The sequence below is a fragment of the Roseomonas sp. BN140053 genome, assembly GCF_047690175.1.
In the GTDB taxonomy this organism is placed as follows: Bacteria; Pseudomonadota; Alphaproteobacteria; order Acetobacterales; family Acetobacteraceae; genus Roseomonas.
Window position 1 is genome coordinate 1 of sequence record NZ_JBLLEB010000066.1, and the last position, 11,335, is coordinate 11,335.

Genomic DNA, 11,335 nt, shown 5'->3' on the forward strand with positions numbered 1-11,335 from the left:
CGCAGGTCCTCCGACAAGGTCTTCGCCATCGCCGCTGGCCTCCAACCCCAGCCAGCAGCTTGAATCAGATTGCCCCCGAGCCGGGCAAGCCCTCTGATTCGGTTCGCTCGGGATCTGCTCTAGGCGGATAAGCGGCACCGACGTCGGTGCCGCCCTCGGATCCCGCCGCACCCCCGACCTGCATGCCCGCGCTCCATAACGACCTAGGCCGCTAAGAGGGGGCGCGCGGAAGCCATGATCCACAGCCATGATCCAATCAGCGGATCATGGGATCGTGGCGTTGGATCGTGCCGAGAGTGCCCGGTAGTCGTTGCGCAGCACGTTCTCGAGGGTTGCGGCGGTGGGTACCTGATGCGACGGAGCCTTAAGGGCGATCCATTCGGCGAGCCAAGTCATTTCGCTGGCCAAGCTGGGCTGGGTTTCGCCCGCGGCTGCTCGCGCCAGCATCTTGCGGCGGATCAGCGGCAGGAGGGAGATCTTGCCGGGGGGGAACAGCTTGGCATCAGGGCTGTCGACCACGCGGCGAGCATGCTCCTCCAGCAGCGCCAGGATCGTGTCGTCCTCAAGGGCGGCAACATCCTCCGGGTGGAGAACGGCCAGTCTGCCTGGACCCCCCACGCGGTACTCAGCGATAGGTGGGGCCAGCGCCCTCTGCGTCGGAGGCTTGAGAGAGCAGGTCACGGCGATGAAGCGATAGCGCGCCACAGTGAGGCTGCCAGCCTCGAAATCAAAATCGAAGTCTGTCGCCCAGACGGAAGGAATGGGCTCGGGCTCGGTCCGCAGATCGGGGCGCGTCTGAACACCTTGCACGTAGACCTCGCCGCGCTCGATGCGCCGTTTGAGGTCCCGCCTCAGGTCCCACCAGAAGCTACCCAGCGCCGTGCGCATCCGCTGGTATTCGGTAGGTCCCAGCTGCGCCCTGCCATCGCCCGCAGCGCCGAGGGTGGGGTGGTCGGCAGCGCGGAGCTGATCGCGGCTGAAGTAGCACTCGTGGCGGCGGATCTCGAAGAGGAGCTGCGGGCTGCACCAGCCCACGAGTGCATCCCAGAGCGGCAACGTATCTGGTGCATCCTCCCCGGAGGCCCAGGACGGCGCTGGGCCGAGCACGGCCTCGACATCGGAGTAAATCTGATCGGCCGTGCTGACGCTGTTAGCCTCAGGATCGATGGTGAGGTTGTCGGTCAGCTCGGACGGGATGACGACGGAGCCGTCGGCTGCTTCGGACTGTATGGGCCGGCCCCGAAGGTGGAACTCGCCGCGATTGATCCGGGAAGCAAGGTCCGCAGCAAGGGCGTTATTGGCGCGCACCAGATGCAGACGGGCCCGGAGCCTGACATCAACCCCTTTTGCCGGCGGAGCCGACCTACCCGAAAGGCGACCAGGGTCGACCGGAGGTTCACTGCCTTCCTCCAAGGCCGCCATCGCGCGGACGGCCTGAACCAGTTCTTCGGCCAAGCCTCGGCTGCACACCCGGCGCAGCACCGTGGCGAAGGGAAGTGTGACCGGAGGTTCAGGCGTCACGACTGTTTCGGGAGGACTCGGCCATGATGGCGAAGGCTAGCCGATGTTCCCGTCCTGTTCCAGGTGGCTATCGCCTGGCGGTAGGAACCGACGCGAAACCCGAGCGGGTTGTCGACGGCGGCCGAGGCAGTCGGGAAGGACTTGTCACGCCAGCGGCTCAACCCGGGCTTCTCCACCTCGCTCCGCACTTGCGCGAGCTCTGCGCCATCCTGGCCACCGGCCTCCTGCGGCTCCGTGCCCACACTGCCGAGGAACTCGCCCGCGACGCGGCTCAGGCCCGGGGGCGGGGAGAGAGTTCGCTACACTTCCGAGCCGAACAGAGCGGTGGTGCAGCTGTCCAAACCCGGAGAGCCGCATGACCCGACGCCGTCCCACCCCAGCCCCGGAGGTGGTGCCCTTGCCGCCTCAGCCGGTGCTACCCGCCATCCCACCCGCGGACGTGCTGGGCCGCCTGGCAGCGCTCCGGACCGCCTCCACGCCGGCCCTGAAGCAGCAGTGGCGCGAGCTGTTCGGTGACGCCCCGCCCCGGTTCCACCCCCGGACGTACCTGCAGAGCCGGCTGGCCTACCGCATCCAGGAGCTGGCCTACGGCGGCCTGCGCCAGGAGACGGTGGACCGCCTCGTGGCGCTCGGCGAGCAGCTGGACGGCGGCAACGTGGTGCTCCGTCGTATCCGGGCCGACCACCGCCCGCTGCCCGGCACGCGGCTGCTGCGGGAGTGGGCTGGCGTGGAGCACGCGGTGACCGTGCTGGCCGACGGCTTCGAGTGGGAGGGCCGGCCCTACCAGTCGCTCTCCGCCATCGCCCGCGCCATCACCGGCACGCGCTGGAACGGCTGGACCTTCTTCGGGCTGAAGGGGAGGGCAGGGGCATGAGCCGCAAGGCAGCCTCCCTGACGCCGGCGGCGCCCGCCCAGGCGCGGCGGCTGCGCTGCGCCGTGTACACCCGCAAGAGCACCGAGGAGGGGCTGGAGCAGGCCTACAACAGCCTCGACGCCCAGCGCGACAGCTGCGAGGCGTACGTCGCCAGCCAGCGCGCCGAGGGCTGGACGCTGGTGCCGGACCGCTACGACGACGGCGGTGTCTCGGGTGCCACCCTGGAGCGCCCCGCTCTTAAGCGCCTGCTGGCCGACATCGAGCGCGGGCTGGTGGACGTGGTGGTGGTGTACAAGATCGACCGCCTCAGCCGAGCGCTGATGGACTTCGCCAAGCTGGTGGAGCTGTTCGACGCCCACCGGGTCACCTTCGTCTCGGTGACCCAGAGCTTCAACACCACGACCTCCATGGGCCGGCTGACGCTGAACATCCTGCTCAGCTTCGCGCAGTTCGAGCGCGAGGTGATCGGGGAGCGGATCCGGGACAAGTTCGCGGCCTCGCGTGCCCGGGGCATCTGGATGGGTGGCAAGGTGCCGCTGGGCTACGACGCGCGCGAGCGCAAGCTGGTGGTGAACGAGGCCGAGGCCCAGACGGTCCGGCGGGTGTTCGAGGGCTTCGCGGAGGTTCAGTCCGCGACCACCTTGGCCCGGCAGCTGCGGGCGGAGGGCCTGACGGGCAAGTCGGGACGGCTGCTGGACAAGGGCGACATCTACAAGCTGCTGCAGAACCGGACGTACCTCGGCGAGGCGACGCACAAGGGGCAGAGCTTCCCGGGAGAGCACCGAGGTATCGTCTCCCACGATCTGTGGGACCGGGTGCATGCGGTGCTGCAGACCAGCCCACGGGCACGAGGTAACGGCCACCGTAACCAGAGCCCGGCCTTGCTGCGGGGCCTGATCTACGGCGCGGACGGGCATGCGATGTCGCCCACGCACACGCGGCGGCGGGGGCGGCTGTACCGCTACTACGTGAGCCAGGGCGCGCTGAAGGGCACGGAGGCCGGGCAGGAGCCCGACCCTGCCCTGGTGCGGCGCATCTCGGCCGCGGAGATCGAGGCGGCGGTGGTCCAGCAGGTGCGGGCGCTGCTGTGCCAGCCGGAGGTGATCGTGGGCACCTGGGCGGCGGCACGGGCCAGTGACCCCGACCTGACCGAGGGTGAGGTGCGGGACGCGCTGGGCAGCCTGGAGCCGCTGTGGGGCGAGCTGTTCCCGGCGGAGCAGGCGCGGATCATCGGGCTGCTGGTGGAGCGGGTGACGGTGTCGGCGAGCGGGGCCGACATCCGGCTGCGGGTGGCGGGGCTGGCCAGCCTGGTGCGAGACCTCGGGGCGGGCAGGGCGGCGGTGCTGGAGGCGGCGGCGTGAGTGATGCCCCCGCCACCTTCAGTGCCACTACGGACAGCATCACGGTGCAGGTGCCCCTATCGGTCCGGCGCAGGCCGGGGCGCAAGACTATCGTCACGCCGGAGGGCGTCAGCGGCCCTGCTGTCGGTCCCGAACCCTCTGTCATCCGCGCTCAGGCCGACCCTGTGCTGGTGAAGGCCTTGGCGCGGGCACACCGCTGGAAGCGGCTGCTGGACGAAGGGCGGTACGCCTCGCTCACGGAGCTGGCCGCGGCCGAGAAGCTGGAGCGCGGGTTCCTGGGTCGGCTGCTGCAGCTCACGCTGCTCGCGCCGGACATCGTGGAAGCCATCCTGGACGGCTGTCAGGCGTCAGGATTGGGACTGCCCCGGCTCATGGACCCGTTCCCGACTAACTGGGCCGAGCAGCACGACGCGCTTGGCCTCAGCACATCACCAGCAATGGAAGGACATCGAGTATGAACCGGATCACGTTCACCGTCGACGAGAATGGCCATCTCGTGCGGATCTGTGCCGACCAAGAGGTCGAGGTCTTCATCGTGGCCCCGAACGTGCCACGTGACCGCGTGTACCGGTGGAGCTCTCTTCAAGTCGGGCGGAGCGCCGTGGAGGATGAAGTCGGCGGCTGGCCTGTGGGAGACAGGAACCATGTCCCCATAAGCCACTGACTGCTTGTCCACTTGGCTGCCGTTGTTAGGACTGCACGACGCGCCAAGGAACCAGCCGGGTAAAGCTTCAAGCGCGGGCTGTGCCGCGCCGCGCCGCCTGAACTGTTGTCGTCGTTCGGCACCGCGCGGTTGCAGCGCAGCAATGCTGTCATACGGCCCAACGCCTGCCTTCTCCGCGGTGAGGGCCATACCACCGCATATTAGAGCAGCCCTTGTATTTTGGTCGGTTCTCCCTTCGTCCCTTGTACTGCAGCTCTGGACGCACGAGCATCGTGATAAGACGATGTAGGAAGGGGGAATGTTCCGTGACAACTTCAACGGTGCCGTGGTTGGCTACTTCAACGGTTAAGATCGACCCTTCGCAGGCCTCGAGCTCTGCGGTCCGCGGTGTCCTGGTCGGCCTGTGCCTAGCGTTACCCTGCTGGTCGCTCCTGTTCCTGATCGTTCTTCACCTGCTTCGCTAACACTCGTTGTCACCGAATGATGTGATTGCCAGTAGGTGCGAAGTTGCAGTGTGAGCCAAGCATCAGGGATTCTGCCTAGCCCCGATCTGAAGGCGTTCAGAAAGCGCCTGTGCGCTTGAGGACAGCTGGGATGGTGCGGAAAAGGATTCGCAGGTCCGAGGCAAAAGAGAAGTCTTCAACGTACTGGCAGTCCAGGGCGACACGCGTCGCGTAGCTGGTGCTACTGCGGCCGCTGGTCTGCCAGAGGCCTGTGACACCTGGGCGCACCGCTAGGTAGGATGCCCGGTGAGAGCCGTAGTGCCTGTCGAGCTCATCCTGAACAACGGGACGCGGCCCGACCAGGCTCATCTCACCGCGCAGTACGTTGATGAGCTGCGGCAACTCATCGAGACTTGTCGCGCGAAGAAATGCCCCGAGCCGCGTCACGCGTGGATCACGCGGCAGCTTCCGGGTCTCGGCCCACTGGCGCGCAGCCTCGGGGTCCTCGGCCAGCAGGCGCGCAAGCGCTGCATCCGCGTCCGGAACCATGCTGCGGAACTTGAGGCACTGGAACCGCTGGCCATGGCGCCCGATCCGGGTGTGGCCGAAGAAGGCCTTTCCACCATCGCGGCGAACGGCGACCCATAAGAGAGCAAAGAGCGGCAGCAGCAGCAAGAGAGCAGCGCCGGCCAGCAAGACATCCATGCCTCGCTTCACCGGCCAATAGGGGCGCCCGGCTGGAGGGCTTACTGCTGTCCGACCGTCGAGCTCTGTGACGGCACTGAGCGACCTACCAAGGCCTGGCGATGCAGCCGGACCGAGAAGTGCATCGCGGCGCAGCTCTGCGTCTTGAGTGTGGGACACCCAGGTCTCCAACGATATTGCAGCGCACAATTAGATGCGCCCATCTGCCACTTGGAGCTAGTAACTTCTCATTAGGCTTCTCGCTAGTATTTTTTGTGTCAAAATTGATCACTGTTTCAATTCTTGACAGGAAAGTGCCTGCGTTGCCTGTTCAGGAGGCCTCAGGGGGCTCGGTTGACCCCACCCTGGTCCGGCGCATCTCGGCCGCGGCGATCGAGACGGCGGTCATCACCCAGGTGCGGGCGCTGCTGTGCCAGCCGGAGGTGATCGTGGGCACCTGGGCGGAAGCGCGGCTCAGCGACCCCGGTTTGACCGAGGGCGAGGTGCGCGACGCGCTGGGCAGCCTGGAGCCGCTGTGGGGAGAGCTGTTCCCGGCGGAGCAGGCGCGGATCATCGGGCTGCTGGTGGAGCGGGTGACGGTGTCGGCCGGTGGGGCGGACATCCGGCTTCGGGTGGAAGGGCTGGCCAGCCTGGTCCGGGACCTCGGGGCGGGCAGGGCCGCCGTGCTGGAGGCTGCGGCGTGAGTGGCACCATGCAGGGGAGCAGCCCCACCCCGGGCAGCATCACTGTGCAGGTGCCGCTGGCGGTCCGGCGTCGGCCCGGACGCAAGACGATCGTCACGCCCGTAGGCACCGACATCCCTGCCGCCGGCGACAAGCCGGCTGTCATTCGCACCCAAGCCGACCCAGCGCTGGTGAAGGCGCTGGCGCGGGCGTTCCGCTGGAAGCGGCTGTTGGACGAGGGGCGGTACGCGTCGGTGACGGAGCTCGCCGCGGCGGAGAAGCTGGAGCGCGGGTTCCTGGGGCGGCTGCTGCAGCTGACACTGCTCGCGCCGGACATCGTGGAGGCAATCCTAGACGGGCGGCAGGCGCCGTGGGTGGGACTGCCGCGGCTCATGGACCCGTTCCCGACCACCTGGGCCGCGCAGCGCCGAGTTCTCGGCCTCATCACACCATCAGCAATGGAAGGACATCGAGCATGAACCGGATCACCTTCACCGTGGATGAGACCGGCAATCTCGTGCGGATTTGTGCCGACGAAGAAGTCGAAGTTTTCATCGTGGACCCGAATGTGCCGCGGGACCGGGTGTACCAGTGGAGCTCTCTCCGGGTCGGACGCGATGCGGTGGAGGAGGAGCTTGGCGGCTGGCCCGTGGGAGACAAGAACCATGTCACCGTGCGGCACTGACGACCTCCCTAGACTGTTAGTCGCTGCATATATCCTTCGGTGCGGCGCGAACGCTGGTAAGCTGAAGCTCAGGGCACACCCATACGAAACCGCCTGGCCGACCGGTGAAAAGCGCTTGCATTAGAATCAATCGGGCTAGCGAATGGGGAGAACCGGAGAACGCGAAACGACAGTCAAGGTCTTTGAGCCTCGGCTGATCGCCACGTAAAGATCTCGACGGCTCATCCCGTCCGCATCGAGGACGACGACGTGATCGGCCTCAAGCCCTTTCAACAGAAGCGTGCTGCCTATAGCCCGCGGCTCCACGCGGCGGCCAATGTCTAGCCGACGGGCACGCACCTTGGCCGCTGCCGCAACTAGGTCATCCCCGTGGTTACGCGCCGCCTCGAGCAGTGCTTCGAGCAGATCGGGACGAAACACGTCCCGTGTGCGCCGAAGTGCAGTTAACGCTGTGGCGACGCCCTCTAAATTCTGGGCATGGAATAATGCCCAGTCCTCCTCCGAGGCTGGCGTAATATTGCCAGCGCAAACGCCCATCACCCGGTCGAGCAGGCCACGCTTATCGACACCAATCATCACTGAGCTTGCGAAATCGAGCAGATGACCCACCCGGACTAAGCCTGCACTCGCTCCGATTTGAACTGCCGCTGCCCTGAGGTCCGGAAGCTCAGCCGTCTCGACGACAGACAATCCTGCTCCCCCACGTTGAGCTAGCGCTCGGCGTTGTTGCGTAAATCGGCTGTCGTTGATGGCGAGGAGCGTCCCGTCGATCGGTGCGGCAGCGATCGCGCGAAGCTGGCACCCGATCTCGTCCAGCGAGGAGAGCGGAAGCCAGCACACGTTTGGCGGCCCCTTCGAGAGATCGATCGACAGACCTTTCGCTAAGTCTGATCGACATTGTAGCACCCACCGGCCAAGAGTTTCCTCGCCCACTCGGGTCCAGCGGTGCGGTTCAGAGAGCTCCCATTCTGTTTCGAAGCCTTTGGTGGTTTCCGCCCAGCCTGGCAATGCTTCATTAAAGCCGAAGATCGCCTGCATAGGATCGCCGAACGCGACGGCTGGGAGTACCGACATGATCGCGTCGACCATTGCGAACTGCTGCCTGCCGAAGCCTTGATACTCATCCACCAACACCCGGCAATAGGTTGCGGCCAGAGCGCGCTGGACAGCGCCAATCCGAAGCAGGCGAAGTGCGCATTCTTTGGCTAACGCGTAGTCCCGCGCTGTGCCCGTCGGTATATACCCAGACACTCCTGGGAACTGCTTAGCAAGCCACCCAGCCCATGAGTCGAATGTCGAGACGCGATAGGCATGTGCCGGGACGGTTCGCAGCCGGCTCCGGATGACCGCCACCCCTGCCCTCGTATGCGTGAGAACCAGGATGCGTCCGGCGGTGTTGGCTCGTACGGTTTCACTCAGGAGGTGCGTCTTGCCGCAGCCGGCCGGCGCAACGACGAGCGAGTGTCTGGATCCGAGGAGCGCGTCAGGTGTCATTCGGCGGCGCGAAGCGCCTCGTCCACGTCCAAATCTCCTGAATCGTAATTGGCAACTGGCCAGTCAAGGAAGTGAAGTTCGGGCATACAACCTCGCGGGCTACCTCCTCGCCGAAGTCGATCCGTTTAAACCATGCTCCGGACCGTGCTGCCTTCGCCAGAATCGAGCGATGCGCATCCGTCGGCCTAGTTCGTAATGCGGTAATCGAGTCCTTGTTCAGCCCGTGACTTCCGAGATTCGTGTCGACGACTGTGCTCGTGTGATGCTTGTCGGCGATCGCAATCAGTTCCGGTAGTGCTTCAGGCGGTAAGCTATCAAATAACTCGTTCTCGGTAGCATGACCATCTCGCCAGCAGAAGACCGGACATCCCCTGCCGCGGAAGGTCTGCTCGTTCTGCGGCGGGGGTACGTCGGAGTCTCGCAGGAGCGCAACCTCAAAGCCGGCGGCCGAAAACTGAAGCGCCGTCTTCTGCGCGTTCGGCGTCCCCTTCCCATCGACTAGGCTGATCCCTAGAAAGGCAAGGCTCAGCTGATTACAGCTGGACCAAAACAGATCGAAGCCGCGCATTAAGCCAATTTCTGTCGGTCCCTCGCAAACAAGTATGGCGGCGGACAAGAAAGCTTCGGCATGCGTCCGGAGCAGCCCGCGCTCAGCCTCGCCGAAGCGCTCGAGTCGAAGCGTCTTTCCAATGTCGGACCGAGCGACACACAGTTGCTCCGCCGAGAGCTCCCGCAGCACTACCGGAGAATGCGTGGTCATGATTACCTGGGGGCGAGATTCGGTCTCTTTCGAACCGAGGTAATGTAGAAGGCGTGCGATCCGATGCGGCTCAAGGCCGTGCTCGACCTCGTCGAGCAGCAGCACCGGAACGGAGCGGGAGACCTTCGCCTGCAAACCGGCCGCTAGGAGACGGCTTGATCCGGTTCCTAGTGCCCGGAGCGGAACGTGGTTGCTGCCGTGTAGCGCGATTGCACCGTTGCTGATGTTCACGGAGCGCGGGTCCAGTGCCGCAATGGCGTCGAGAGCGGCGGGCACGGCAAGATCCCGTGCGACTTGTTGGGCGGCGGTAACCGCCGGCTTCAGTGCCGGCGCATCCGCGACGGTGAAGTCATCTCGCGCGGCGCGCCCGGCGCGCGCTAGGGCAGCTCCCATGCCCTTACCGCTGCCGGACAGCTTTGAAAGTGACGAGGTTGGACCCCACGCGAGATGTTGCCCGACTGCCGACCCGAGCCTCTGCGCCATGATCATGGCGCGATGGTCATTCCGCATCGCCCTAGGCAGCTCATTGGCGGCGAGCCGTTCCGAATGCAACTGCCACGTCGCCTCGCAGCTTTCCGAAACGGTAACCTTGAGCGTGATGACAGGCTCCAAGCCCTCTCCAGGCTCATCTGCAAGTTCAGACGTGACCGCCGACCAGCCCCGAATGGCTGCGCTGTAAAGTTCAAGATCCAACAACTCGCGCGGCAGATCTCCGACCGTCACCTCGATCGAGATAGGCTGCTCAACGTTCAAGCAGTGGAAGTCCGTGTCGGTGAACGTGGAGCGCCGCGTTCCGAGCACTAGGTCGATCGCCTCGAGGACCGTTGACTTGCCAACATCGCCGGGTCCGATAAGGGCATTGATTCCCTCCTTCGGTGCCCAGCTCAGGTAAGCAATACCCCGGAAATTACAGATTTCGACGTGCCGAATGGCAGCCATCGCATGGACCGCTTGCAGTTGATGCTGGGTAGCAGCGACTCAACTGAGCCGCAACGTTCGCCTTCGATATGAGCGTAAGGGTGGCGACAGCGGCGGCGAATGCGAGGAGAACATTAGGCTTGATTATTCGAGTCACTTCCCCATCAGCGCGAATGACCATCGGCCTTTCCAGGCATTGCTAAGAGCCTGTTTGAGCGGCCCTCTACCGTCCGTCCCCATCTTCTCCTGAGGTGAACACCGTGAACCGCCTGGCGGGGCGGAGGGGTGGGAGAGATGTGGACGGAGCAGCATCGGGCAGGCCACGCGGCGCGCCTGAAGCACATGGTTTCGAGTTGCGCGGTGCGCGAGGTGGCAGGTTGGCTGGAGCGGGCTGATCCACCCAGCAGCGACGGTGCCACGCCGACCCTTGCCGTGGTGCGGGCGATCGCGTGGCACCTGCGGGTGGGCGGTGGATGGCGGGCACTACCGCCAGTGTATGCCGCCGTGGCGGACGGTGTACGGCTGGATCCGGCGCTGGCAGGCCCTGGGCCTGTTCGAGCGGATGATACGTGATCTGACCTGGCTGCGCCGTCGCGCGGCAGGTCGCAGGCCTGAGCCCCGGCTGGCGATCATCGACACGCAGACGGTGAAGTGCATCCCGGTGCGCGGGCCGCGGAGCTTCGACGCTGCCAAGCGGACGTTGGGGCGCAAGCGGATGGCCATGGTGGATGCCGACGGCAACGGGCTGGCCATCGCGGTTGTCCCGGCCTCGGTTCAGGAGCGTGACACCTTGCCTGCACTCGACGACGGCAAGGTGGCCTGGCCGAGCCTGCGCGTGGCCATCCTCGACGGCGCCTTCACCGCCGAGCGCTGCCGGGAGTGGTCCAACCTGCACGGCAGCGCCACGAGGTCGTCGTGCGGCCTCCTGGCCAGCGCGGTTTCGCCATGCTGCCCCGGCGATGGGTGGTCGAGCGAAGCTTTGGCTGGCTCGCCCACTGGGGCGGCCTGCTGCGTGACCGTGCCGGTCGCCTCGACGCCGCAGCCGCGCGTCTCGCCTGCGCCGCCGTACTCGCCGCCGCCGAAGCCCTCATCAACCCACTCTGATCCCGCTCAAACAGGCTCTAACACTACTTTGGCAGGCTGTTGGAACTGGCAGGAAGGCGGGGCGCTCTGATCTGGGATGATTGGAGGCGGTCATGGTGTCGAGCTTGGGTTGGAGGGGCGAGCTGGGACGCTGGCTGGCACCCT

12 protein-coding genes and 1 pseudogene are annotated in these 11,335 nt (G+C 65.7%); 9 read left to right on the forward strand and 4 right to left on the reverse strand.

Annotated elements, in window-relative coordinates; translation table 11 throughout:
- Nucleotides 1-264: 264 nt before the first annotated feature.
- Nucleotides 265-1,455 carry a hypothetical protein gene (locus ACLIBK_RS24890; protein WP_415390000.1) on the reverse strand — a complete coding sequence of 397 codons (1,191 nt, stop codon included), beginning with the start codon at nt 1,453-1,455 and terminating at the stop codon, nt 265-267.
- Nucleotides 1,456-1,876: 421 nt separating this feature from the next.
- Between ACLIBK_RS24890 and ACLIBK_RS24895 the strand changes: the two genes are divergently transcribed.
- From ACLIBK_RS24895 to ACLIBK_RS24910, 4 genes are read left to right on the forward strand one after another with little or no spacing between them, the layout of a single operon-like run.
- On the forward strand, nt 1,877-2,395 hold the full coding sequence (locus tag ACLIBK_RS24895) for a DUF2924 domain-containing protein (RefSeq protein WP_415390001.1): 519 nt from the start codon (nt 1,877-1,879) through the stop codon (nt 2,393-2,395).
- Nucleotides 2,392-3,756, forward strand: a complete 1,365-nt coding sequence (locus ACLIBK_RS24900; protein ID WP_415390002.1) for a recombinase family protein — start codon at nt 2,392-2,394, stop codon at nt 3,754-3,756. The genes ACLIBK_RS24895 and ACLIBK_RS24900 overlap by 4 nt, the downstream gene beginning before the upstream one ends.
- A complete protein-coding gene (locus tag ACLIBK_RS24905; protein ID WP_415390003.1) occupies nt 3,753-4,214 on the forward strand; it encodes a hypothetical protein in 462 nt (153 codons plus the stop codon). The genes ACLIBK_RS24900 and ACLIBK_RS24905 overlap by 4 nt, the downstream gene beginning before the upstream one ends.
- The gene (locus tag ACLIBK_RS24910; RefSeq protein ID WP_415390004.1) at nt 4,211-4,420 is read left to right on the forward strand and encodes a hypothetical protein; all 210 of its coding nucleotides are present in this window, start codon (nt 4,211-4,213) and stop codon (nt 4,418-4,420) included. The genes ACLIBK_RS24905 and ACLIBK_RS24910 overlap by 4 nt, the downstream gene beginning before the upstream one ends.
- Before the next feature lie 560 nt (nt 4,421-4,980).
- Here the strand turns inward: ACLIBK_RS24910 and ACLIBK_RS24915 are convergent.
- Entirely contained in the window at nt 4,981-5,568 is a 588-nt protein-coding gene (locus ACLIBK_RS24915) for a sugar transferase (RefSeq protein WP_415390005.1), read from the reverse strand.
- Between the two features lie 302 nt (nt 5,569-5,870).
- On the opposite strand from ACLIBK_RS24915, the gene ACLIBK_RS24920 reads away from it, so the two are divergent.
- Genes ACLIBK_RS24920 through ACLIBK_RS24930 form a run of 3 tightly spaced genes read left to right on the forward strand, consistent with a single transcriptional unit; the run spans nt 5,871 to nt 6,915 of the window.
- Nucleotides 5,871-6,251 (forward strand): hypothetical protein, encoded by a 381-nt coding sequence (locus ACLIBK_RS24920; RefSeq protein ID WP_415390006.1) that lies wholly within the window; start codon nt 5,871-5,873, stop codon nt 6,249-6,251.
- Entirely contained in the window at nt 6,248-6,709 is a 462-nt protein-coding gene (locus ACLIBK_RS24925) for a hypothetical protein (protein WP_415390007.1), read from the forward strand. The genes ACLIBK_RS24920 and ACLIBK_RS24925 overlap by 4 nt, the downstream gene beginning before the upstream one ends.
- Nucleotides 6,706-6,915: a hypothetical protein gene (locus ACLIBK_RS24930; RefSeq protein ID WP_415390008.1), complete on the forward strand. Its 210-nt coding sequence runs from the start codon at nt 6,706-6,708 to the stop codon at nt 6,913-6,915. Before ACLIBK_RS24925 ends, ACLIBK_RS24930 begins: the two co-directional genes overlap by 4 nt.
- A 135-nt stretch (nt 6,916-7,050) precedes the next feature.
- On the opposite strand, the gene ACLIBK_RS24935 is transcribed toward ACLIBK_RS24930, so the two are convergent.
- Together ACLIBK_RS24935 and ACLIBK_RS24940 are read right to left on the reverse strand one after the other, a co-directional pair.
- Complete coding sequence (locus ACLIBK_RS24935) at nt 7,051-8,409, reverse strand: UvrD-helicase domain-containing protein (protein ID WP_415390009.1); 1,359 nt, start codon at nt 8,407-8,409, stop codon at nt 7,051-7,053.
- Nucleotides 8,399-10,108 (reverse strand): ATP-dependent nuclease, encoded by a 1,710-nt coding sequence (locus tag ACLIBK_RS24940; protein ID WP_415390010.1) that lies wholly within the window; start codon nt 10,106-10,108, stop codon nt 8,399-8,401. The genes ACLIBK_RS24935 and ACLIBK_RS24940 overlap by 11 nt, the downstream gene beginning before the upstream one ends.
- A 541-nt stretch (nt 10,109-10,649) precedes the next feature.
- Between ACLIBK_RS24940 and ACLIBK_RS24945 the strand changes: the two are divergent.
- Together ACLIBK_RS24945 and ACLIBK_RS24950 are read left to right on the forward strand one after the other, a co-directional pair.
- Nucleotides 10,650-10,964 (forward strand): annotated as a pseudogene (locus ACLIBK_RS24945) (transposase); the annotation flags it as partial.
- Between the two features lie 68 nt (nt 10,965-11,032).
- Nucleotides 11,033-11,191: a transposase gene (locus ACLIBK_RS24950; protein WP_415390011.1), complete on the forward strand. Its 159-nt coding sequence runs from the start codon at nt 11,033-11,035 to the stop codon at nt 11,189-11,191.
- Nucleotides 11,192-11,335 lie beyond the last annotated feature (144 nt).

What these genes read in the sequence shown, in the direction of transcription:
- ACLIBK_RS24900 (WP_415390002.1), top strand. Translation starts at nt 2,392, where the DNA reads ATGAGCCGCAAGGCAGCCTCCCTGACGCCGGCGGCGCCCGCCCAGGCG.
- ACLIBK_RS24915 (WP_415390005.1), bottom strand. Translation starts at nt 5,568, where the DNA reads ATGGATGTCTTGCTGGCCGGCGCTGCTCTCTTGCTGCTGCTGCCGCTC.
- ACLIBK_RS24940 (WP_415390010.1), bottom strand. Translation starts at nt 10,108, where the DNA reads ATGGCTGCCATTCGGCACGTCGAAATCTGTAATTTCCGGGGTATTGCT.
- ACLIBK_RS24930 (WP_415390008.1), top strand. Translation starts at nt 6,706, where the DNA reads ATGAACCGGATCACCTTCACCGTGGATGAGACCGGCAATCTCGTGCGG.
- ACLIBK_RS24935 (WP_415390009.1), bottom strand. Translation starts at nt 8,409, where the DNA reads ATGACACCTGACGCGCTCCTCGGATCCAGACACTCGCTCGTCGTTGCG.
- ACLIBK_RS24910 (WP_415390004.1), top strand. Translation starts at nt 4,211, where the DNA reads ATGAACCGGATCACGTTCACCGTCGACGAGAATGGCCATCTCGTGCGG.
- ACLIBK_RS24950 (WP_415390011.1), top strand. Translation starts at nt 11,033, where the DNA reads ATGCTGCCCCGGCGATGGGTGGTCGAGCGAAGCTTTGGCTGGCTCGCC.
- ACLIBK_RS24895 (WP_415390001.1), top strand. Translation starts at nt 1,877, where the DNA reads ATGACCCGACGCCGTCCCACCCCAGCCCCGGAGGTGGTGCCCTTGCCG.